This window comes from Brevundimonas sp. FG128, from assembly GCF_057809775.1.
In genome coordinates, this window is the sequence record NZ_JBMDKP010000001.1 from 144,633 (window position 1) to 164,862 (window position 20,230).

Consider the following 20,230-nt stretch of genomic DNA (forward strand, 5'->3'; position numbering starts at 1 on the left):
CGGACTGAAAGAGGGAGGTTTGACCATGTTCACCCACGTCACCGTCGGCGCCAACGACATCGAGGCGTCGCGCCGGTTCTACGATGCGGCGCTCGGCGCCCTGGGCGTCGAGCCGGGGCAGGGGCCCGATCCCAAGGGCCGTTACTGGTGGCGCACCCGCATGGGCGCCTTTGCCGTCGGCGCGCCCATCGACGGCGACCCCGCCTGCCACGCCAATGGCGGCACCATCGGCTTTCATGCCAAGACGCCCGAGATGGTCCAGGCCTTCCACGACGCCGGCGTCGCCGCCGGCGGCCGCGCCATCGAGGACCCGCCCGGCGAGCGTCAGGGCCCGTTCGGCACGCTTGTGCTGGCCTATCTGCGCGATCCGTCGGGCAACAAGATCGTCGCCATGCACCGGGTCGGCTGACGGCGATCAGCCTGCGCCCTGGGCCTCGCGATAGCGCATGTCGCGCGGCCCGTGGGCGGCGATGGCGGCGCATTGATCAGCGACGGCCCGTTTATAGGCCGGGCGATCCAGGCAGCGGTCGTAATAGGCCTGAAGCGCAGGAAACCCATCCAGCAGCTTCAGCGACGCGGCGATCTTCAACACCGAACTCATCATCAGGTCGGCGACTGTAAAGTCCTCCCCGACCAGCCATTCCCGGTCGCCCAGCGCCGCCTCAAGCTCGCCCAGGCGCTGCTTGGCGAAGGGGAGGACCTGCGGTCGCCGCACCGCCTTGGCCGCTTCGTCGGGCAGGAAGAACTCGGCTTCCGCGACATTGGCCAACGCCCCTTCGACGCTGTTCAGGGCGGCGAAATACCAGCCTAAAACCTGCGCCCGCATTACGGGATCGGACGGGATCAGCACGCCCGCGCGTTCGGCGACGTCCCAGACGATGGCCCCGCTCTCGAACATCGGCGGTCGGCCGTCCTCCTCCAGCGTCGGCACCTGGCCGAACGGCTGGCGCGCCCTGTGGTCGGGCGACTTCTGATCGACGGCGTCCAGCAGCCGGATTTCATAGGGCCAGCCCGCCTCGTTCAGGATCCATCGCACCCGATGGTCACGCACCTGGCCGGCGGCGAAGGGCGGAACCCATTTGAAGGCGGTGACGGTGATCATGGCGATCTTCCTCTCCTGTCCGAAACCGAACGTGTCACGGGCTTGCGCGTTGCGAGCGCCGGTCAGGTGGACATATCGGCTGCGACGCTTGCCGCAATGATAGCGCCACGCTATCATTATGTATGGCTCAGGTTCTCGTACGCGATTTGGATGACCGTATCGTCGCCCGCCTAAAGGTGATGGCGAAGGCTCAGAACATCTCCCTGGAGCAGAAGTTCAGGGATATGGCGGCGCGCGAGGCCATGGACGTAGAAGCCCGCTTTGAGGAAGCCTCCCGACGATCCCGCGAGCAGACGCGAGGCTCGTCGCTCGACTCCACCGCTTTGATCCGCGAAGACCGCGACCGGTGAGTGCGGTCTTCGACGCCAGCGTCGTCGTCAAATGGTTCGTCGATGATCCGTTGGCGGATGCGGCGATAGAGGCGCGTCGGACCCATGGTCCGGCGGTCGCGCCTGACCTGATGCTGATCGAGGTGGCGAATGTCTTTCGCCGCTATGTCGTTCGTGACGAGTTGCAGTCGTCGTCGGCGGCAGAGAACCTGTCCATCATCCCGCAGGTGGTCGATCTGGTGGATCATCGGGGGCTGATCTCCGAGGCCTTCACCCTGGCCTGCGACCTGAACCATTCGATGACCGACTGCCTGTATGCCGTGATGGCGCGGCGGCGGGGTATCCCGCTCGTCACAGCCGACCTCAAGCTGGCCCGGAAGTTGGGCAAGGTCGAGGGAATGGATGTTCGCCTGTTGAGTTCGCCGGAAACCGTCGCATGACCTTCGAGACCACCAAGACCCACATCGTCCACGGCGGAACCCTCCGCTATCTGAAGCACGACAGCACAGCCACCGGCACGGCCATGACCCTGTCGGTCTTCACGCCGGCGGGCGACGGGCCTTTTCCCGTCCTGATCTGGCTGTCGGGCCTGACCTGCACCGAGGACAATTTCACCGCCAAGGCCGGCGCCTACCGGGCCGCCGCCGAACACGGCGTCATCATCGTCGCGCCCGACACCAGCCCGCGCGGAGACGGCGTCGCCGACGACCCCGCCTATGACCTGGGCCAGGGTGCGGGCTTCTATCTGGATGCGACGCAGGCCCCCTGGGCCCCGCATTTCCGCATGGAAACCTATGTCGCCGAGGAACTGATCGCCCTGATCGACGCCGCATTCCCCACCACCGGCGCCCGCGCCATCAGCGGCCATTCGATGGGCGGCCACGGCGCTCTGACCCTGGCGCTGAACCATCCCGACCTGTTCCGGTCCGTCTCCGCCTTCGCCCCCATCTGCTCGCCCACCCAGTGCGCCTGGGGCGAAAAGGCCTTCACCGCCTATCTCGGCGCCAATGAGGGTGAAGGGCGCGCCGCCTGGGACCGCCACGACGCCGCCAAACTGATCGCGGCCGGCGCTGCACGAGGCGTCTACGACGACATCCTGATCGACCAGGGCGACGCCGACAGCTTCCTGACCGACCAGTTGAAACCCGAACTGCTCCAGGCCGCCGCCGACGCCGCCGGCCAGAAGATCACCCTGCGCATCCAGCCGGGCTACGACCACTCCTACTTCTTCATGGCCAGCTTCATCGCCGATCACGTCGCCTTCCACGCCAAGCGGTTGAAGGGCTGACCGTCGGATGAGGCGTCGCCCGGGGGGGATGGTTCTCGCGGTCATGCTGGCGGCTGTACCGGCCCTGGCGCAGGAGCAGGTCGGCGATCTGGACTGGCGACCCGAGGTGGCGGCGCCGGCCTACGCGGCCGACGGCCCTGTGGTCCGTGTCGATCAGGGCCATGGCAGCGAGCAGACCATTGAAGGACGCTACGCCGCCTTCGCCGCCCTGATGCGGGCGGACGGATATCGGATCGAAGCGAGCCGGGGGCGGCTCGATGCGCCCGGCGCGCTCGTTGGGGTGGCGGTGCTGGTCATCTCCAATCCCGCGCGCCCGGCGGACGGCTCTCGCGCCTCGGCTTTCGACGACGCCGAGATCGAGGCGATCAGCCGCTGGGTGGAGCAGGGCGGGGCGTTGCTTTTAGCCGCCGATCACGCGCCGCACGGCGCAGCCGCCGAAGCCCTGGCCGCAAGGTTCGGGGTCTCGATGGGCACGGGTTACGCCTTCCAGCCCGTGGGCGGCGACGTCACGGCCAATCTGGTCTTTCCGCGCCCGGCGCTTGCGGATCATCCGATCATCGAAGGCCGCGATGAAAGCGAGCGCGTGACAGTCGTCAAGGGCTTCACCGGGCAGTCGCTCGCTGGACCGACAGACGCGACCGTGTTGTTGGCGATGAGCGTGGACGCGCGAGAGGCTCCCGATCTCGAAGCCCTGCAGACGATCCGACGTCGCCTGCGGGCCGGCCAGGATCCATCCGTCGTTCTCGCTGAGCTGTCGCGACCTGCCTTGCCTGCTCAAGGTTTCGCCTTCCGTTTCGGCGCGGGCCGGGTCGTCGTGCTGGGAGAGGCCGGCATGCTCACGGCGCAGATCGTGCGTTTTCCAGACCAACCGGATCGCGAGCCCGTTCGCATGGGGCTGAATACGACCGGCCATGACGATCAGCAGTTCGTGCTGAACCTGATGCACTGGCTGTCGCGTCTTCTCCCCTGATGCTAAAGGGGCGCCATGAGCGCTCCCGATCCCTACGAACCCATGTTCTCCGCCCTGTGCCGCGAGGTGGGCTATTGCCTGCACGAGAAGGGGCAGAAGAAGGTGGTCGCCGCCCTGCCCAAGGGTCTGGACGCCGCCGTCCGCGCCGTCTTCGCCGCCGAGGGCGTGGACGAGCCCAATGCGCCGGGCGACGTGAAGCGCGCCGTGCGCGAATGCCTGAAGGCGAACTTGCCAGCTTGACCGTTCCGGGCCGATAAGTCGGAACGAATCCGGGCGTTGTCGCTTGGGTTTTACGAACGGGCGCCTATGTGCTGCCTATCAAGATCTGTCGGAAAAGGAGCTCTCCCATGGCCTTCACCCTGCCCCCGCTGCCCTACGCCTATGACGCGCTGGAGCCGGCCATCGACAAGGAGACGATGACCTTCCACCACGACAAGCACCATCAGGCCTATGTCGACAACCTGAACAAGGCTGTCGACGCCGACGCCTCTCTGCAGGGCAAGTCGATGGAAGAGCTGTTCGCCTCCATCTCCAAGGCGCCCAAGGCCGTGCGCAACAACGGCGGCGGTCACTGGAACCACAGCCTGTTCTGGGAACTGCTGGCCCCGGAAGGCCAGACGGGCGAACCGTCGGCCGAGCTGAAGGCCGCCATCGACGCCGACCTGGGCGGCATGGACAAGTTCAAGGAAGACTTCAACGCCGCCGGCGCCGCCCAATTCGGCTCGGGCTGGGCCTGGCTGATCGTGCAGGACGGCAAGCTGAAGATCACCTCCACGCCGAACCAGGACAACCCGCTGATGGACGTGGCCGACCAGAAGGGCGCCGTCGTCCTGGGCGCCGACGTCTGGGAACACGCCTACTATCTGAAATACCAGAACCGCCGCGCCGACTATCTGAAGTCGTTCTGGTCGGTGGTGAACTGGAACAAGGTCAACGAACTGTACGCCGCCGCCAAATAAGGCCGGTCCGGATCGGGACAAGACCGATCGACGCCCGCCGGAACCTCCGGCGGGCGTTTTCGATTCAAGCTGCACGAAACGGGAGAGACGCGATGCGTATGGCGATGGCGATGGCGGGGGCCGCGACGGCCGCCCTAATGCTGGCGGCCTGCCAGCCGGCGAATGAACAGAAGGCGGGCGACCCTGCGCCGCCGAACCCGACCCAGACTGTGGCCGCCCCGGCCGAAAAGCCGGTTTATCGCTTCAAGATCGGCGCGCTTGACGCCATCGCCCTGTTCGACGGGGAGAACCCGGTCAAGAACGACAACCAGACCTTCGGCGTGGGCCTGACCCCGCAACAGGTTGGGGCCGCCCTGACCGCTGCCGGCCAGCCTGCGGATCCCATCACCCTGGAGGTGAATCCGCTGCTGGTGACCAACGGCGACCGGATCATGCTGTTCGACGCCGGGCTGGGGCAGGGCAAGGGCCAGCTGATGCAGAGCCTGACCGCAGCCGGGATCGATCCCGCCCGCATCACCGACGTCCTCATCTCGCACGGGCACGGCGACCACGTCGGCGGTCTGGTCGCCAACGGCGCCCTGGCCTTCCCCAACGCCGCGATCCGCATGTCAGAGGCCGAGTGGACTTCGCTGCGCGCCAACGCCGAGATGGCCGATCTGGTGCGGGTCATAACGCCCAAGGTCCAGACGTTCGAGCCGGGCGGCGAGGTCGCGCCGGGCGTGACGGCTCAGGACACCTCGGGCCACACGCCGGGCCATGTCTCCTATCTGATCAAGGACGGCCCGAACCAGCTGCTCTACACCGGCGACATCGTCCACCACTGGCTGTTGTCTGTCGAACATCCCGACTGGCGCAACGGGTACGACAACGACCAGGTCGCCGGCATGGAGCGTCGGATGGACGAGATCACCGCGTTGCGGTCGTCAGGCGCCCACATCTATGCCTATCACTTCCCCTTCCCGGGGCTAGGCAAGATCCAGACGCGCGAAGGCCGGGCGATGTTCATCGCCGAGGCGCAATCCGCCAAGGACTAGATAAGAAGGTCCAGACTATGCCGGGCGCGCTCGTTCATGCGCTCGGCATGGTGCTGGCGCAGCATGCGGCGCTGTCGAAGCATCTCGTGGATGCCGTCGGCCAGTTCGAGCAGCTGGCCGTCGTTCAACGGCTCGACCAGGTCGATCAGTTTGCTTTTCAACGTCGCGAAGGCCGGCTCGGAAAGGCCGGTCTGGAAGCTTTTGGTTTCATTTGTCACCGACATCCTCCTCGATCGACACGATTGGAGGCTTCACCTGATCGAAAAGGGATGGGTGCGGATCATCGTTCCATTCCATCGTGCTTAACGGCCCGCCCGGCTTGACTCACAGCGTCCTGGTGGCCATAAGCGCCGCCTTCCATGCCTGCCGGTTCGCCGGAGGGGCGGGTGATGACGGAAGATGCGTGGACCGCCGTTGAGATCGCATTCCCAATCGAGGGGATGCCGGGCCGCATCAGTGAAAAGAGAATAGAATGTCCAAGCGCCACAGCGCCAAATACAAGATCGACCGGGCCATGGGTGAAAACCTGTGGGGTCGCGCCAAGTCTCCGGTCAACAAGCGCTCCTACGGTCCCGGCCAGCACGGCCAGCGTCGCAAGTCGAAGGTTTCGGACTTCGGTCTGCAGCTGAAGGCCAAGCAGAAGCTAAAGGGCTACTACGGCAACATCACCGAGAAGCAGTTCGCCAAGACCTATGACGAGGCCGCCCGCCGCAAGGGCAACACCTCGGAAAACCTGATCGGCCTGCTGGAATCGCGTCTGGACGCCATCGTCTACCGCGCCAAGTTCGTCCCGACCGTCTGGGCCGCCCGCCAGTTCGTCAGCCACGGCCACGTCATGGTCAACGGCAAGAAGGTCGACATCGCCTCCTATCGCGTAAAGCCGGAAGACGTCGTCACGGTGAAGGAAAAGTCGCGCAACATGGCGCTGGTCATCGAAGCCCAGCAGTCCTCGGAACGTGACGTGCCGGATTATCTGGAGCTGTCGGATCGTTCGTTCACCGTCCGCTATGTCCGCGTGCCGGAACTGTCGGACGTGCCTTACGCCGTGAAGATGGAACCGAACCTGGTCGTCGAATACTACGCTTCGTAAGCTGCGCTTACGAAGCTGTCTCCAGGGGGCTATCGCCCTTCGGGCTACTTGAGCCCTGCAGGCGACGGTCTTGGAGACTTGAGTTGGAAGGGCCCCGGATCCGTCCGGGGCCCTTTGTCTTTCACCCTGTTCCCTTCACGGGCGAACAGGCGCATTCTCGGCCGGTTCAGGCTTTGAGACAGGGGAGGTCGTCGGTGTACGGCTCCATCATAAGACGCTTGGCCTTGATCGCCGCAGGCGCCGCCGGTCTGGCCGCCTGCGCCACGTCCGGCGAGCCCAGCGTTTCGACCGTCGGCATGCCCGGCGAGCTTGAACCGATCCATGCGGCCGCCTTCACCAAGGACGAGGCCGTCTTCTGGGTCAGTTCGAACGGCTGCACCGACAAGGAAGACCTGATCCCCATCGTCAGCCTGCAGGGCGGAAACGCCGTCATCACCCTGCGCCGCATCGACGAGGACAAATGCCGCCAGGACCTGGTCGAGGGGGTGGAGTTGAAATGGTCGTTCGAGGAACTGGGCCTGGCGCCCGGTTCGCCCGTCAGCGTCAACAATCCCTATCAGATGCCTCGCACCTGACGCGCCGCCACGTAAGGAACGGTTAAGCCTGTTCGGCGGCGTCTGGTTAAATCTCATCGGCTACAGAGACGGTTGTTCATTCACGGTCCCGTAGCTTTCATGCGCTTTTTCACCTGCCTGACCGACGACCATAATCTTTGGCTGGTCGGGCTCGCCGCCGCGATGTGCCTGATCGGTTCGATCATCACCTTCCGCCTGTTCCGGCGGCTTCGCCAAGCTGAAAAGGGCACGCGTCTGGCGTGGACTTTCATGGGCGCCGTGGCCACCGGGGCGACGATCTGGTGCACCCATTTCGTGGCCATGATCGCCTATGAGCCGGGCGTCAACATCGCTTACCAGCCGATGTTGACGGGCATGTCCCTGGGTGTGGCCATCGGCGGCAGCGCGCTGGCGCTTTGGATCGCTTCCCGGTCGGGCCGGTTCACCTCCGAGATCGGCGGGGTGCTCTTCGGTCTTACCGTTGTGGCCATGCACTATATCGGCATGGCGGCCTTCGCCACCGACGCCGTCGTGCACTGGTCGCCCGCCTATGTGACTGCCTCGGTGGTCGGCGCGGTCCTGTTCGGCGCCCTGGCCTTCAATCGCGCCCGTCTTCCCGGACAGGTCTCCCCCGTTCTGCTGATGGTTCTCGGCATCGTCGCCCTGCACTTCACCGGCATGGCGGCCATGACGGTGATCCCGTTCGCCCCCATGGCCGGTAAGGTCGCCATCGACCCCGCCAATGTGATCATGGCCTTCGCCGTCGCCGGCGTCGGTCTGATGATGTTCGGCACGGGCGTCGCCAGCCACGCCCTGGACATGCAGTCCCGCCTTCAGGCCAAGGCTCGCCTGGACCACCTGCTTGAAGGCAGCGTCGACGGCATGGTGGTGGAGCAGGACGGTCGCATCCTGGCGGCCAACGCCGCCTTCGCCGCCCTCGCCGGTCTGGACCATGACGCCCTGATCGGCGAGCCGCTGTCGCGCTGGATCGGCGGCATCGGCGATCTGAACGCCGGCAGCCTGACGCAATCCACCCTGGCCGGGGAGGGCGCCTCCGCCATTCCGGTCGAGATCGCCGTACGCCGTGATGGCGGACACGCCGCCGAGGCGGACCTGATGATCTATGCGGTGCGCGACCTGCGCGCGCGCCTGGCCCAGGAACGCCGCATCGCCCACCTGGCCCGCAACGACAGCCTGACCGGCCTGCCTAACCGCTCGTCCTTCCTGGAATGGCTGACCCGCCAGACTGGCGACGACGGCCCGACCAAGGTGGCCCTGCTGGCCATCGACCTGGACCGGTTCAAGGAGGTCAACGACGTTCACGGCCACGCCGCCGGGGATCAGCTTCTGATCCGCATCGCCGAGCGGATGAAGGATTGTCTTCGTCCCGGCGAGTTCGTCGCCCGTCTGGGCGGGGACGAGTTCGTCGCCGTCATGCCGGTGGAGCAGCGCGAGAACGCCCTGGGCTTGGCCGATCGCCTGCGTGAGGCCGTCACCGCCCCGGTCTTGCTGAACCACGCCGAGGTCGCCTGCGGTCTCAGCATCGGCATCGCCGTCTGGCCCGACGACGCGACAGACATCTCAGCCCTGATCAACGATGCCGACCTGGCCATGTACCGGGCCAAGGCCTCCCTGGCGACGGATGTCTGCTTCTATGAGGAGGAGATGGACGAGGCGGTGCGCAACCGCCGTCGCATGGCCCAGCAGATGCGCGAGGCCCTGGACCAAGGCCAGTTCAGCCTGAACTGGCAGATTCAGGCCGCCGTGGATACGGGCGAAATCACCGGCTACGAGGTGCTGCTGCGCTGGATCCAGCCCGACGGGACCTTCATCTCGCCGGCCGACTTCATCCCTCTGGCCGAGGAGAACGGCCTGATCCTGCCGATTGGGGAATGGGTGCTACGGAAAGCCTGCGCCGAGGCCGCCGCCTGGCCCGAGCCGCACAAGATCGCGGTCAACCTCTCGCCGGTCCAGTTGGGCCATGTCGATCTGCCGCGCCTGGTCCATCAGATCCTGATCGAGACCGGCCTGTCGCCCTCGCGGCTGGAGCTGGAGATCACCGAGACGGCCATGATCACCGACATGGAGCGCACCACCCATGTGCTGCGCCAGCTGAAGCTGCTGGGCGTCTCCATCGCTATGGACGACTTCGGCACCGGCTATTCGTCGCTGTCGACCCTGCGCGCCTTCCCCTTCGACAAGATCAAGCTGGACCGCTCCTTCATGTCCGAGCTGGACGGCGGACCGCAGTCCGCCGCCATCGTCCGCGCCGTCCTGGCGCTGGGCGAGAGCCTCGAGATCCCGGTGCTGGCCGAGGGTGTCGAGACGCTGGAACAACTGACCTTCCTGCGCGACCAGGGCTGCGACGAGGTCCAGGGCTATCTGCTGGGCCGCCCTCAGGCGATCGCCGACAGCCGTATTCAGGACGCGGCCATGGTCATGTGGGCCGTCGCACGCAGGCTGGAAGACGCCGCCTGATCAGTCGCCCGCCCGGCCGTACCCCGGCCAGGTCGCCTTGCCCGCCCGCGCATAGGGCGGCGGCAGGTCCTCGTCCTCGCCCAGGGCGACGGCGGCGTGATGGGCCCAGTTGGGGTCGTCCAGCGCCGCGCGGGCGATGGCGACCAGGTCCGCCTGTCCCGAGGCCACGATGTCCTCGGCCTGCTTCGGATCGAAGATCATGCCCACGGCCATGACGTTGGCGTCCGGCGTCGCCGCCTTTACGGCTTGCGCGAATGGCACCTGATAGCCGGGCTGGTCGCCCGGAATATCCGCCCGCGCGACATTGCCGCCCGAGGTCAGGTGCAGATAGTCGTAGCCCATGTCGTGCAGGGCGCGGCCGAAGGCGGTCACCTCGTCCAGCGCCACCCCGCCCTCGACCCAGTCCGAACCGTTGAAGCGTACGCCCAGCGCCTTGGTCCGGGGCCAGGCGTCGCGCAGGGCCTGGGCGACCCGCAGCGGGAACCGGGCGCGGTTCTCGGCCGAACCGCCGAAGTCGTCCGTGCGCTGGTTGGAGACGGGCGACAGGAATTCGCTGAGCAGATAGCCGTGGGCGGCATGCAGTTCGACTAGGTCGAACCCGGCGCGGTCCGCCCGGCGCGCCGCGTCCTCGAACGCAGCGACCACGCGGTCCATGTCGGCTTGCGTCGTCGCCGTGGGGGTGTGCCAGTCGTCGCGGAAGGGCAGGGCGGAAGGGCCAAAGGTCTCCCAGGCGCCGTCCTCGGCGGTCAGGGCCCGGCCGCCCTTCCACGGCGCCGTGGTCGAGGCCTTGCGGCCCGCATGACCCAGCTGAACGCCGATGGGGGTGTCGCTATAGGTGCGGATGTCGCTGATGATCTGCGCGAAGGCGGCTTCCTGGGCGTCGTTCCACAGGCCCGTGTCGTCCGGCGTGATGCGGCCTGCCGCCTCGACCCCCGTCGCCTCCACGATGACCAGGCTTGCGCCCGAGAGCGCCAGCTTGCCCAGGTGCTGAACGTGCCAGGGCTGGGGGACGCCGTCGACGGCGGAATATTGGCACATAGGGGCGATGACGACCCGGTTTTTCAGCGTCAGGGGCCCCACGGCGCGGGGCGAGAACAGCAGGCTCATGAGAGACGATCCGATGGGAAGGGGAGGGACCGTAGCTATGGCGGTTGCAGACGCGTTCAAGTCCAGCCTGTCCGATTGTTCATCCAGCTTGCCGATAATTCACGTGTGCGGAACGGGACTGCGCGGCACAAAGGGTCAAGCTTTCAAAGGGGAACAACCAAATGCTTCGTCTCGCTCTCGCCATCGCCATCGCCGCTCCGTTGCTGTCGGGCTGCATCATCGTCTCGACCGAAAAGCCCACCACGCGCGTCATCACCGCCCCGGCGTCGGATCAATGATGCGCGGCGTCGTCAAAGGCCTGGCGGTCGCGGCTCTGGTCGCGCCCCTGCTGTCGGCCTGCGTCATCTATGACAGCGATGCGGGCGAGAACGTCTCGGTCAATGTCACGCGCAACGACGCCCCGCCGGCCGAGGCCATCCGCGAAGCGCGCTTTGCGGACGGCGCCCTGGTCGTGCGTGTCGATTCCAACGGCTGCACCCAGGCGTCCGATTTCGAAGTCTCGGTGTCCGACAATACCCCGACCGAGATCACTCTGCGCCGTACCAAGGAAGACCTGTGCAAGGCCCTGGTCGCCGACGGCGTCGAACTGCGCTGGACCTATGCCGACCTGGGCCTGGAGCCCGGCACCCCGGCGCGGATCCTCAATCCGCTGAAGTAAGACGCGCACGATACATTTTGACCTCGTCATCCTCGCCACAAGGGCGAGGATGACGGAGCATTGGAACAGTCAGCCTTTCGGCGTCTCGAACACGCTCAGCATCGTGGGCGGAATGCGCTGGGGTCTCAGGGTCGCGGCGTCGACCAGCACCCATTCGGTGACGCCCTGGGCGCAGACGCGGCCCTGGGCGTCCTCGATGCGGACATAGCGGGTGAAGCGCGGCCCCTGCGGATCGCCGACCCAGGTGCGCGCAACCACGCCCTGGGCGCCCGGTTCGATGCCGCGCAGATAGTCGATCTCGTGCCGGGTCGCGACCCACGACCATTTGGCTCGCGTCTCGTCGTCGAAGCGCGCGTTCCAGTGGGCAGTGCCGGCGTCCTGCAGCCAGCCGACATACACGACGTTGTTCACGTGGCCGTTAGCGTCGATGTGCTCTGGCCGCACGTCCAGCGGCACGACGAAGACCTCGCGGTCCTCGCGCGGGCTCAGCGTCTTGCGAGCCATCAGGCCTCGCCGAGCGGCACGCCCTTCTCGACCATCAGGGCCTGAAGTTCGCCAGCCTGGAACATTTCGCGGATGATGTCCGACCCGCCGACGAATTCGCCCTTCACATAGAGCTGAGGGATCGTGGGCCAGTCGGTGAAGCTCTTGACGCCTTCACGCAGCGCCTCATCCTGCAGAACGTCCACGCCCACGAAGGCGGCGCCGACATGATCCAGGATCTGCACCGCCAGGGACGAGAAGCCGCAGCGCGGCTGGTCGGGCGTGCCCTTCATGAACAGCACGACGTCGTGCTGGGCGACGGTTTCGCCGATGAAGGCGTGGGCGGGATCAGCGGCTTGAGCAGTATCAGTCACGGGAGGGGCCTTTCGTGAAGCCCGTCAGCTAGGGAGAGGAGAGGGCGGGGTCAAGGCGTCCGCGCCGACTTGTCCCGTCGATCCCGCGTCAGGCCGCCTTGGCGACGACCCGCGCCATCTCGATCTGGGCCGCCAGACCGGGCGGCATGTCGCGCTCGGGCGCCGCCGCCAGGGTCGCCAGCCGATCGGTGTCGGTGGCCCGCACGATCACGCTGGACACCGTCGGATCGGTCAGCACATAGGCCAGGCAGATCGCCTCGGCGGTCCAGTTGGGGGTGCGATACAGGAAGCCGAAGGCGTCCTTCTGCAAGGTGTCGGCGGGGCGCTTCTGGGCGCCGATGCCGAACAGCCCCTTCTTGAACACCGGCGCGATGCGTGGGCCGGAACGCCGGTCCTTGAAGAAATCATAGGCGAAGACGGCCATGTCCTGCTCCCGCGCCGCACGGATGCGGTTGCGGATCCGCCAGTCGGCGTTGACGTCGAACGGCGTCAGCAGGGCGTCGAAGGCGCCGGTCGAGACATAGGCGTCCATCACCTCGCCGTCCCCGGCGATGCCCAGCAGCTTGATGCGACCGGTGGCCCGCAGCGCCTTCAGGGCGTTCAGCGACGATTGCGGCAGTTCGGTCTCGCCCGGCTGGTGCAGCACCGCGATGTCGATCCAGGCCAGGCCCGAGAAATGCAGCACCCGGTCAATGGCGGCCGTCATGCCCTGGGCGGAGAAATCCCGTTCCCCGTCTTGTCCGTCCCCGGCGCCCAGCGTCAGTCCGACATAGACCAGCTTGCGATCCACATGCGACAGCGCCTCGCCCAGCACCTCGGCGGCCACAGGGTCGGCGCTGTCCAGCCGATAGCTGTTGATGCCCGCTTCAAGCGCCGAATACAGCAGGTCCAGGCCCGCCGCGCGCCCGCGCGCTAGGGCGTCGGAGCCGAAGTTCAGCGTCAGATTGGAGATGGCGGCGCCCGAGACGCCGAAGGGGCGATAGCGCATGGATCAGTTCCCCGTTGTCGGCGCTGAGGTCTCGAGCGCCAAGGCATGCAGCTCGCCGCCCATCTGGCCCTTCAACGCGCCATAAACGAGCTGATGCTGGCGCACGCGCGGCAGTCCGGCGAAGGCGCTGGAGACGATGCGGGCGCGATAGTGGTCGCCGTCCCCGGCCAAGTCCTCGATGTCGATCTCGGCGTCGGGAAAGGCCTCGACCAGATGCTGGCGCAGCGTTTCGACGGACATGGGCATGAAAAAGGACTCGCGGTTCGTTCGCGGCCAGTTTGACCGATAAATCTTAATGCCCGCCTACGCCGGCGGGCGCGGCCGCTCGAACAACTGCACCGTATGATCCTTGTAGGTCGCGGTCGCATAGGGGCGATAGCCGACCCGCGCCGCCAACTTCAGCGAGGCCAGGTTCTCCGGCGCGATCATGCAGACGGTGCGCGGCGCGGTCAGGTGGACGTCGGCCCAAGCCAGAACGGTCTCAAGCGCCTCACCGGCGAACCCATGTCCGTGAAAGGCCGGCGACAGGCCCCAGCCCAGTTCGGGATCGGTCAACGGCGGGTCGATCAGCCGTCGGTGGTTCAGGATCGAGACGTTTCCCAGATAGGCGCCGTCCATCACCCGCCGGACCGTCCAACTGCCGTAACCGTTCACGGCCCATTGTCCCAGGTCGCGCAGCAGGCGGAACCAGACCTCCTCGCTCGTCATGGGGCGGCCCGTAATGTGGCGGGTGAACTCCGCGTCGCCCCACAGGGCCAGCAGATCGTCATGGTCGGCCACAGCGACCGGCGTCAGCACCAGCCGCTCAGTCGTCAGAATGGAGTCCGTCACATCAGGCCCAGTTGCTTGAAGCTGGCCACCCCGTCGCGGCCGACGACCAGATGGTCGTGAACCTCGACGTTAAGGGCGCGCCCGGCTTGCACAACCTGTTTCGTGATCTCGACGTCGGCGCGGCTGGGTGTGGGATCGCCGGACGGATGGTTGTGGACCAGGATCAGGGCGCTGGCCGACAGCTCCAGCGCGCGCCGCACCACCTCGCGCGGGTAGACCGGCGCATGATCGACGGTGCCCCGGTTCTGCACCTCGTCCAGGATCAGCTGGTTCTTCTTGTCCAGATACAGCACGCGAAATTGCTCGCGCGGTTCGTGCTGCAAGGTGACCCGCACATAGGCCAAGAGCGCCGTCCATGACGAGATCACCGGCCGTTTCGCCGTCGGCTCGCGTGCGATCCGCCGCGTCACGTCGAAGATCAGCTGCAGGTCCAGCGCGATCGCCCGCGTCGCCTTGCCGGCGACATAGCCCAGCGACCGCGCGGCCTGGTCCTCGATCGCCTCATGGCTGGCCGCCCCGATCCCCTCCAGCCCTCCGAACCGCGCCAGCAGGTCCTTGGCCAGCGGCTTGGTGTCTTTGTAAGGCACGCTGCGGAATAGCAGCAGCTCCAGCAGCTCGTAGTCGGGCAGGGCGCCCAGCCCGCCTTTGGCCGCCCGCTCGCGCAGCCGGTCGCGATGGCCGCTGTGGCGCGGCTTGGGTTTGGTGAGACTCTCGTCGGTCATACGCCGTCAGGCTCGCAGATGCGCAACCCTCACAGGATCGGTCGATCCGGCATCGCGTGCAAGCTCGACGTGTGCCGGCGCACCTTCTTTCGTCATCCTCCGGCAAGCCGCTTGCGGCGCAGACCGGGGGACCCAGCGGCGCGCTAGAGCGCGAACCTGCAACAGACGCCCTCTTTCGACATCCAGCGGCGGAGAGATTTCGCCTTCGGCGCCGCTGGGTCCACCGGTCTCGCTACGCTCGCCGGAGGATGACGAAAGAAAAGGATGAAAGTCAGTTCGGCCGGAACAGGCCCGCCGGGGACGCCGTGAAGATTTCCAGCCCGTCTTCCGTCACCCCGATGGTGTGCTCGCACTGGGCGGACAGGGACTTGTCGCGGGTCACGGCGGTCCAGCCGTCGGACAGCACCTTCACATGCGGCTTGCCCAGGTTGACCATCGGCTCGACGGTGAAGAACATGCCGGGCTTCAGCACCGCCCCCTCGCCGCGACGGCCATAGTGCAGGACGTTGGGGCTGTCGTGGAAGACGCGGCCGATGCCGTGACCGCAGAAGTCGCGCACCACGCTCATGCGCTGGGCCTCGACGAATTTCTGGATGGCGAAACCGATGTCGCCGAAGGTGTTGCCCGGCTTGACCTGTTCCAGGCCCAGATCCAGCGACTGATAGGTCACGTCGATCAGCTTCTTGGCGCGGGCGTTGATCTCGCCCACCGCATACATGCGGCTGCTGTCGCCGTGCCAGCCGTCGACGATGACGGTGTGGTCGATGTTGACGATGTCGCCGTCCTTCAGCACCCGGTCGCCGGGAATGCCGTGGCAGACGACGTGGTTGATCGAGGTGCAGACGGTCTTCTCATAGCCTTTGTAGCCCAGGCAGGCGGGCAGGCCGCCGTTGTCCAGGGTGAACTCGCGCACCAGATCGTCGATCGTGCTGGTCAGGACGCCCGGCTTCACATGGGCGGCGATCATGTCCAGCGCCTCGGCGACCAGACGGCCGGCCTTGCGCATGCCTTCGAAGTCTTCGGCTTCGTGGACACGAATGGCGCTGGAGCGGACCAGGACGTCGGTTTCGATTTCGGGCGTTTCGTACATGGGGCGATCGGTCTGCAAAAGGCGGGGATACGGCGCAATCCGTTCGCCGCAGATGGTCGTTATAGCATGAAACCTCAACCCCGAGTTTGGATTCCCGCATGACCGACGTCGATCCTATTCCTGCCGGGCCCACCGCCGCCGTGCTGGTCATCGGCGATGAAATCCTGTCGGGCCGGACCCAGGACACGAACACCAATACAATTGCCCGGTTCTTAGCCGCGCTGGGGATCGACCTGATGGAGGCGCGGGTCGTCAGCGACGACCACGACCGGATCATCGAGGCGCTCGACGCGCTGCGGTCGCGCTGGGATTATGTCTTCACCACCGGCGGCATCGGCCCGACCCATGACGACATCACCGCCGACGCCGTCGCCGCGGCCTTCGGCGTTGCCCTGCCCGAACACCCTGAGGCCCTGGCGATCCTGGCGCGGCGCTATGGCGACGACTTCAACGCCGCGCGCCGTCGCATGGCTCGCATCCCTGATGGAGGCGTGTTGATCGCCAATCCGGTCACCGACGCGCCCGGCTTCCAGATCGGCAATGTCTTTGTGATGGCCGGCGTGCCCAGGATCATGCAGGCGATGCTGGAGGGCGTGGCGCCGCGTCTGCGCACCGGCGCCGTCGTTCACGCCCGCACGCTGAAGGTCAGCGGGGTGGGCGAGGGGGCTGTGGCCGATGTGCTGCGGACGGCCGCAAATCTGCGCCGTGATCTGTTGTTCGGCAGCTATCCTTTTGGGCACGGCAGCGTCGGCGAGATCGGAACCCAGCTGGTCATCCGTGGCCGTGACGCAGGCCTGGTCGAGGCTGCGGCGCAAGATTTGATCGCCGAACTGCGTGATCTGGGCATCGATGTTGCCGCTACGTAACCTCTCGAAGCCGTGATCATGTGCGGCTCCGGCGCCACGGTTTCGCCCGTTTCCGGTCCGATGGGGGCCTTGCCCGCAACGCTTTCGCGCCGTGAACGCTGAGTGGGCTCCTCCCCGGATCGACCGCACGTAAAGCGGTCGGCGTTTACTTAGGTGTTTGAAATGACCTCCAGGAACTTCGCCCGCGTGGGCGGGCTCGCCCTGACGACCGCCCTGCTGGCCGGCGTCGCCGCTCCGGCCATGGCCGGCTCCTTCTATGTTCAGGAACAATCGACCCGCGGCCAAGGCCGGGCCAACTCGGGCGAGGGCGCCGACAAGGGCGTTCAGTCCCTGTGGTGGAACCCCGCCGCCATCGCCGGAACCCAGCGTGAAGTATATGTCGGCATGCACGGCCTGATCCTCGATTCCGACGTCGATGACCGCGGCTCCAGCCTGACCTATAACGTCCCCGTTCCCGGCGTCGGCGTCGTCAGCCGTACCGCCCCCGTCAACGGGGACCCGCACGTTCACGAAGTGGTCGAGAGCGGCATCGTGCCGAACTTCGCCGTCTCCATGCCGATCGGCGACCGCTTTAACGTCGGTCTCGCTATTCAGGCGCCCTACAACTTCACCACCAAATACGAGCCGACCGACTTCGCCCGTTACGACGCCCTGACGTCGGAACTGCGCTCGGCCAACGTCAGCCTGGTCGCCGCCATGACGGTCACGGACTGGCTGGACATCGGCGCCGGCTTCGACGCCCAGTACGCCAAGGCGACACTGTCTTCGGCCCTGCCGAACGTGTCGGCCGCTGTCCTGTCGCCCACCTTTGCCCTGTCTCCCTCGACTGACGGCCGCAACGACCTTGAAGGCGACGGCTGGGATTACGGCTGGAACGCCGGCGCCCAGATGCATTTCGGCAAACTGGACCTGGGTCTGTCCTATCGCTCCAAGATCGAGCACGAGCTTGAGGGCACGGTGAACATCTCGGGCCTGACCGGTGACCTGGCCGCCGCCAATGTCTCGGCTGACGGCGTCGCCAGCTTCAACACCCCCTGGTACGCCACCGTCTCGGCCCGTTACGCCGTCAACGATCGCCTGACCCTGAACGCCCAGGTCAACCAGATCGGCTGGAGCGAGTTCGACGCCATCCGCGTGGCCTACGGAACCACCGGTTCCTCGACCATCGTTCAGGACTATGACGACGTCACCACCGGCGCGATCGGCTTCGACTACAAGATCGATCCGACCATGACGGTCCGTGCGGGCGTGGGCTACGACCCGACCCCGACCCCGGACGATCATCGCACCGCCCGTATCCCGGACGGCGACCGCTTCCTGTATGCGGCCGGTCTGTCCAAGACGGTCGGCGCAATGACCTTCGACGGCGCGGTGACCTACATCGACATCGACACCGCGCAGATAAACGACACGCGCGACGTTTATGCGAATGGCCTGATCATCTCGAACCTGCGTGGCGAGGCCAAGGGCCACGGCGTCGGCTTCTCGATGGGCGCGACCTGGGCCTTCTAAGGTCTGCACCCGCCTGACATGAGAACGGCGGCTCCTGCGAAGGAGCCGCCGTTTTTTATTGTCTCAAGATGAAGGCGGGGCGCGAACCCCGCCGTTCGATCCTCAGGCCTTGGCGGCGCCGGTGTAGCCCTTGCCGCCGTTGGAGGGGCGGCGACGGGGGCGGCGCTTCATTTCGCCTTCCGCCGGTTTGACGTTGTCGTTGATCGACGGGACGCGCTCGCCGGCCAGGGGGTTGTAGGCGCGTTCGGGACGCGGGGCCGCCGGGGTCTCGCCCGGACGGGCGCGACGCTGACGGTGAGGCTGACCGCCGCCTTCCGGGCGCACGCCGTCGCGATGCGGGACGCGGCTGCGTCCACGACCACCCCGGCCGCCTTCGTTACGGTCGCCGCCTTCGCGTTCCGGCATGGTCGCCTTCTTGCCGACGCCGGTGGCCATGATGGTGGCGTCCAGCTGGCCCAGGGCCTTGTCGTTGCGGCGGTCGATGGCCGGGATCTTCTGACGCGTGACCTTCTCGATATCCTTCAGCAGCTTCATCTCGTCGCCGGCGACGAAGCTGATGGCGGTGCCGTCGGCGCCCGCGCGGGCCGTCCGCCCGATGCGGTGCACATAGGCTTCCGGCACGAAGGGCAGTTCGAAGTTCACGACGTGCGAGACGCCGTCCACGTCGATGCCGCGCGCGGCGATGTCGGTGGCGACCAGGACGCGCAGCTTGCCCTTCTTGAAGGCTTCCAGCGTGCGTTCACGCTGGGGCTGGCTCTTGTTGCCGTGGATGGCGCCGGCTTCGACGCCGCCGGCTTCCAGATAGGCCGCGACCTTGTCGGCGCCGTGCTTGGTCTTGGTGAAGACCAGGCAGCGCGTATAGGCCGGATCGCTGAACATGTCGGTCAGCAGGGCGCGCTTGCGGCCCTGTTCGACATAGATCACCGACTGGTTGATACGCTGCACCGTGGTCGACTGCGGCGTGACCTGGACCTTGACCGGATCCTTCAGCAACTCACCGGCCAGCTTGCCGATCTCGCTCGGCATGGTCGCCGAGAAGAACAGGTTCTGACGGCGCGCCGGCATCTTGGAGACGATCTGGCGGATCGGTTTGATGAAGCCCAGGTCCAGCATCTGGTCGGCCTCGTCCAGCACGAAGATCTCGGTCTGCGACAGGTCCAGCGTCTTCTGCTGGATATGGTCCAGCAGACGGCCGGGCGCCGCGACCAGGATGTCCAGACCCTGTTGCAGGGCGCGCTCCTGGCCGCCGTATTTGACGCCGCCGAAGATCACGGCGACCCGGAAGCCCAGGTGGGCGCCATAGGCCTTGAAGCTGTCGCCGATCTGGGTGGCCAGTTCGCGCGTGGGGCTCAGCACCAGGACGCGCGTGGTGCGCGGCACCGGCGGGGTGCGGTTCTCGGCCAGGCGATGCAGGATCGGCAGGGCGAAGGCGGCGGTCTTGCCGGTGCCCGTCTGGGCGATGCCCAGCAGGTCCTTGCCGGCCATGACGTCGGGGATGGCCTTTTCCTGGATCGGGGTCGGCGTGGTGTAGCCTTCCGAGGTCAGGGCCTGCAGAAGGGCCTTGTTCAGGCCCATGGATTCGAAGGTGATGCTCACAGTTATGTCTTTCGCGTAGCGGCGACGCGCTTCGGCCATGGCATGACGCCGTCGGGCCGCGCACCGCCAGTCCCGACGGGGCCTCAAGGAATGAGGCCTGCGGGGTGGATCGGGCGCCGCCCCGCGTGTCCGGGCAGCGAATGGATATGAGGGGCCGGCGGCTTCTACAGACAGGTCTGAATCAGACCCACACGCGCTG

General features: G+C 66.5%; 25 protein-coding genes. 14 read left to right on the forward strand and 11 right to left on the reverse strand.

Going from position 1 to position 20,230, the window contains the following annotated elements:
- Nucleotides 1-25: 25 nt before the first annotated feature.
- A complete protein-coding gene (locus ACODSC_RS00770) occupies nt 26-409 on the forward strand; it encodes a VOC family protein (protein WP_488810884.1) in 384 nt (127 codons plus the stop codon).
- Between the two features lie 6 nt (nt 410-415).
- On the opposite strand, the gene ACODSC_RS00775 is transcribed toward ACODSC_RS00770, so the two are convergent.
- Entirely contained in the window at nt 416-1,102 is a 687-nt protein-coding gene (locus ACODSC_RS00775; RefSeq protein ID WP_488810886.1) for a glutathione S-transferase family protein, read from the reverse strand.
- Between the two features lie 122 nt (nt 1,103-1,224).
- On the opposite strand from ACODSC_RS00775, the gene ACODSC_RS00780 reads away from it, so the two are divergent.
- The 7 genes from ACODSC_RS00780 to ACODSC_RS00810 all read left to right on the forward strand — a co-directional run bounded on the left by ACODSC_RS00780 (nt 1,225) and on the right by ACODSC_RS00810 (nt 5,682).
- Nucleotides 1,225-1,452: a FitA-like ribbon-helix-helix domain-containing protein gene (locus ACODSC_RS00780; protein ID WP_312572881.1), complete on the forward strand. Its 228-nt coding sequence runs from the start codon at nt 1,225-1,227 to the stop codon at nt 1,450-1,452.
- The gene (locus tag ACODSC_RS00785; RefSeq protein WP_488810888.1) at nt 1,449-1,871 is read left to right on the forward strand and encodes a type II toxin-antitoxin system VapC family toxin; all 423 of its coding nucleotides are present in this window, start codon (nt 1,449-1,451) and stop codon (nt 1,869-1,871) included. The genes ACODSC_RS00780 and ACODSC_RS00785 overlap by 4 nt, the downstream gene beginning before the upstream one ends.
- Nucleotides 1,868-2,719 carry an S-formylglutathione hydrolase gene (gene fghA / locus ACODSC_RS00790; protein WP_488810890.1) on the forward strand — a complete coding sequence of 284 codons (852 nt, stop codon included), beginning with the start codon at nt 1,868-1,870 and terminating at the stop codon, nt 2,717-2,719. Before ACODSC_RS00785 ends, fghA begins: the two co-directional genes overlap by 4 nt.
- 28 nt (nt 2,720-2,747) lie before the next feature.
- Complete coding sequence (locus tag ACODSC_RS00795) at nt 2,748-3,689, forward strand: DUF4350 domain-containing protein (protein WP_488810892.1); 942 nt, start codon at nt 2,748-2,750, stop codon at nt 3,687-3,689.
- A gap of 15 nt (nt 3,690-3,704) precedes the next feature.
- Nucleotides 3,705-3,929 (forward strand): hypothetical protein, encoded by a 225-nt coding sequence (locus ACODSC_RS00800; protein ID WP_488810894.1) that lies wholly within the window; start codon nt 3,705-3,707, stop codon nt 3,927-3,929.
- Between the two features lie 107 nt (nt 3,930-4,036).
- Nucleotides 4,037-4,648 carry a superoxide dismutase gene (locus ACODSC_RS00805; protein WP_488810896.1) on the forward strand — a complete coding sequence of 204 codons (612 nt, stop codon included), beginning with the start codon at nt 4,037-4,039 and terminating at the stop codon, nt 4,646-4,648.
- A 92-nt stretch (nt 4,649-4,740) separates the two neighbouring features.
- Nucleotides 4,741-5,682 carry an MBL fold metallo-hydrolase gene (locus ACODSC_RS00810; protein ID WP_488810898.1) on the forward strand — a complete coding sequence of 314 codons (942 nt, stop codon included), beginning with the start codon at nt 4,741-4,743 and terminating at the stop codon, nt 5,680-5,682.
- Here ACODSC_RS00810 and ACODSC_RS00815 read toward each other — a convergent pair.
- Nucleotides 5,679-5,900: a hypothetical protein gene (locus ACODSC_RS00815; protein WP_488810900.1), complete on the reverse strand. Its 222-nt coding sequence runs from the start codon at nt 5,898-5,900 to the stop codon at nt 5,679-5,681. The genes ACODSC_RS00810 and ACODSC_RS00815 overlap by 4 nt on opposite strands.
- 254 nt (nt 5,901-6,154) lie before the next feature.
- Here ACODSC_RS00815 and rpsD point away from each other — a divergent pair, with 254 nt between their 5' ends.
- From rpsD to ACODSC_RS00830, 3 genes are all read left to right on the forward strand, one after another.
- Complete coding sequence (gene rpsD, locus ACODSC_RS00820; protein ID WP_488810902.1) at nt 6,155-6,772, forward strand: 30S ribosomal protein S4; 618 nt, start codon at nt 6,155-6,157, stop codon at nt 6,770-6,772.
- A gap of 194 nt (nt 6,773-6,966) precedes the next feature.
- On the forward strand, nt 6,967-7,347 hold the full coding sequence (locus ACODSC_RS00825) for a hypothetical protein (protein ID WP_488810904.1): 381 nt from the start codon (nt 6,967-6,969) through the stop codon (nt 7,345-7,347).
- A 99-nt stretch (nt 7,348-7,446) separates the two neighbouring features.
- A complete protein-coding gene (locus ACODSC_RS00830; protein ID WP_488810906.1) occupies nt 7,447-9,804 on the forward strand; it encodes a bifunctional diguanylate cyclase/phosphodiesterase in 2,358 nt (785 codons plus the stop codon).
- Here ACODSC_RS00830 and ACODSC_RS00835 read toward each other — a convergent pair whose 3' ends face one another.
- Nucleotides 9,805-10,911 carry an NADH:flavin oxidoreductase/NADH oxidase gene (locus tag ACODSC_RS00835; protein ID WP_488810908.1) on the reverse strand — a complete coding sequence of 369 codons (1,107 nt, stop codon included), beginning with the start codon at nt 10,909-10,911 and terminating at the stop codon, nt 9,805-9,807. It abuts the gene before it with no gap.
- 277 nt (nt 10,912-11,188) lie between these two features.
- On the opposite strand from ACODSC_RS00835, the gene ACODSC_RS00840 reads away from it, so the two are divergent.
- A complete protein-coding gene (locus ACODSC_RS00840; RefSeq protein ID WP_488810910.1) occupies nt 11,189-11,569 on the forward strand; it encodes a hypothetical protein in 381 nt (126 codons plus the stop codon).
- Between the two features lie 69 nt (nt 11,570-11,638).
- Here ACODSC_RS00840 and ACODSC_RS00845 read toward each other — a convergent pair whose 3' ends face one another.
- From ACODSC_RS00845 to map, 7 genes are all read right to left on the reverse strand, one after another.
- Nucleotides 11,639-12,073: an acyl-CoA thioesterase gene (locus ACODSC_RS00845; RefSeq protein WP_488810912.1), complete on the reverse strand. Its 435-nt coding sequence runs from the start codon at nt 12,071-12,073 to the stop codon at nt 11,639-11,641.
- Nucleotides 12,073-12,426, reverse strand: a complete 354-nt coding sequence (gene grxD / locus ACODSC_RS00850) for a Grx4 family monothiol glutaredoxin (protein ID WP_488810914.1) — start codon at nt 12,424-12,426, stop codon at nt 12,073-12,075. Before grxD ends, ACODSC_RS00845 begins: the two co-directional genes overlap by 1 nt.
- 88 nt (nt 12,427-12,514) lie before the next feature.
- On the reverse strand, nt 12,515-13,414 hold the full coding sequence (locus ACODSC_RS00855) for an aldo/keto reductase (RefSeq protein WP_488810916.1): 900 nt from the start codon (nt 13,412-13,414) through the stop codon (nt 12,515-12,517).
- 3 nt (nt 13,415-13,417) lie between these two features.
- The gene (locus tag ACODSC_RS00860; RefSeq protein ID WP_488810918.1) at nt 13,418-13,660 is read right to left on the reverse strand and encodes a BolA family protein; all 243 of its coding nucleotides are present in this window, start codon (nt 13,658-13,660) and stop codon (nt 13,418-13,420) included.
- Between the two features lie 57 nt (nt 13,661-13,717).
- Nucleotides 13,718-14,245 (reverse strand): GNAT family N-acetyltransferase, encoded by a 528-nt coding sequence (locus ACODSC_RS00865; protein WP_488810920.1) that lies wholly within the window; start codon nt 14,243-14,245, stop codon nt 13,718-13,720.
- Complete coding sequence (gene radC, locus ACODSC_RS00870) at nt 14,242-14,967, reverse strand: RadC family protein (RefSeq protein ID WP_488810922.1); 726 nt, start codon at nt 14,965-14,967, stop codon at nt 14,242-14,244. The genes ACODSC_RS00865 and radC overlap by 4 nt, the downstream gene beginning before the upstream one ends.
- A 271-nt stretch (nt 14,968-15,238) precedes the next feature.
- On the reverse strand, nt 15,239-16,057 hold the full coding sequence (gene map / locus ACODSC_RS00875; RefSeq protein ID WP_372693036.1) for a type I methionyl aminopeptidase: 819 nt from the start codon (nt 16,055-16,057) through the stop codon (nt 15,239-15,241).
- 98 nt (nt 16,058-16,155) lie between these two features.
- Here map and ACODSC_RS00880 point away from each other — a divergent pair, with 98 nt between their 5' ends.
- On the forward strand, nt 16,156-16,923 hold the full coding sequence (locus ACODSC_RS00880) for a competence/damage-inducible protein A (protein ID WP_488810924.1): 768 nt from the start codon (nt 16,156-16,158) through the stop codon (nt 16,921-16,923).
- Nucleotides 16,924-17,085: 162 nt separating this feature from the next.
- Nucleotides 17,086-18,435 (forward strand): OmpP1/FadL family transporter, encoded by a 1,350-nt coding sequence (locus ACODSC_RS00885; RefSeq protein WP_488810925.1) that lies wholly within the window; start codon nt 17,086-17,088, stop codon nt 18,433-18,435.
- 102 nt (nt 18,436-18,537) lie between these two features.
- Here ACODSC_RS00885 and ACODSC_RS00890 read toward each other — a convergent pair whose 3' ends face one another.
- Nucleotides 18,538-20,010, reverse strand: a complete 1,473-nt coding sequence (locus ACODSC_RS00890) for a DEAD/DEAH box helicase (RefSeq protein ID WP_488812122.1) — start codon at nt 20,008-20,010, stop codon at nt 18,538-18,540.
- Nucleotides 20,011-20,230 lie beyond the last annotated feature (220 nt).

Coding starts and splice junctions, on each gene's coding strand:
- ACODSC_RS00800 (WP_488810894.1), top strand. CDS start 3,705: ATGAGCGCTCCCGATCCCTACGAACCCATGTTCTCCGCCCTGTGCCGC.
- ACODSC_RS00780 (WP_312572881.1), top strand. CDS start 1,225: ATGGCTCAGGTTCTCGTACGCGATTTGGATGACCGTATCGTCGCCCGC.
- rpsD (WP_488810902.1), top strand. CDS start 6,155: ATGTCCAAGCGCCACAGCGCCAAATACAAGATCGACCGGGCCATGGGT.
- ACODSC_RS00810 (WP_488810898.1), top strand. CDS start 4,741: ATGCGTATGGCGATGGCGATGGCGGGGGCCGCGACGGCCGCCCTAATG.
- ACODSC_RS00880 (WP_488810924.1), top strand. CDS start 16,156: ATGACCGACGTCGATCCTATTCCTGCCGGGCCCACCGCCGCCGTGCTG.
- fghA (WP_488810890.1), top strand. CDS start 1,868: ATGACCTTCGAGACCACCAAGACCCACATCGTCCACGGCGGAACCCTC.
- radC (WP_488810922.1), bottom strand. CDS start 14,967: ATGACCGACGAGAGTCTCACCAAACCCAAGCCGCGCCACAGCGGCCAT.
- ACODSC_RS00770 (WP_488810884.1), top strand. CDS start 26: ATGTTCACCCACGTCACCGTCGGCGCCAACGACATCGAGGCGTCGCGC.
- ACODSC_RS00835 (WP_488810908.1), bottom strand. CDS start 10,911: ATGAGCCTGCTGTTCTCGCCCCGCGCCGTGGGGCCCCTGACGCTGAAA.
- ACODSC_RS00890 (WP_488812122.1), bottom strand. CDS start 20,010: ATGGGCCTGAACAAGGCCCTTCTGCAGGCCCTGACCTCGGAAGGCTAC.
- ACODSC_RS00830 (WP_488810906.1), top strand. CDS start 7,447: ATGCGCTTTTTCACCTGCCTGACCGACGACCATAATCTTTGGCTGGTC.
- ACODSC_RS00795 (WP_488810892.1), top strand. CDS start 2,748: ATGGTTCTCGCGGTCATGCTGGCGGCTGTACCGGCCCTGGCGCAGGAG.
- ACODSC_RS00860 (WP_488810918.1), bottom strand. CDS start 13,660: ATGCCCATGTCCGTCGAAACGCTGCGCCAGCATCTGGTCGAGGCCTTT.
- ACODSC_RS00845 (WP_488810912.1), bottom strand. CDS start 12,073: ATGGCTCGCAAGACGCTGAGCCCGCGCGAGGACCGCGAGGTCTTCGTC.
- ACODSC_RS00840 (WP_488810910.1), top strand. CDS start 11,189: ATGCGCGGCGTCGTCAAAGGCCTGGCGGTCGCGGCTCTGGTCGCGCCC.
- map (WP_372693036.1), bottom strand. CDS start 16,057: ATGTACGAAACGCCCGAAATCGAAACCGACGTCCTGGTCCGCTCCAGC.
- ACODSC_RS00775 (WP_488810886.1), bottom strand. CDS start 1,102: ATGATCACCGTCACCGCCTTCAAATGGGTTCCGCCCTTCGCCGCCGGC.
- ACODSC_RS00805 (WP_488810896.1), top strand. CDS start 4,037: ATGGCCTTCACCCTGCCCCCGCTGCCCTACGCCTATGACGCGCTGGAG.
- ACODSC_RS00885 (WP_488810925.1), top strand. CDS start 17,086: ATGACCTCCAGGAACTTCGCCCGCGTGGGCGGGCTCGCCCTGACGACC.
- ACODSC_RS00855 (WP_488810916.1), bottom strand. CDS start 13,414: ATGCGCTATCGCCCCTTCGGCGTCTCGGGCGCCGCCATCTCCAATCTG.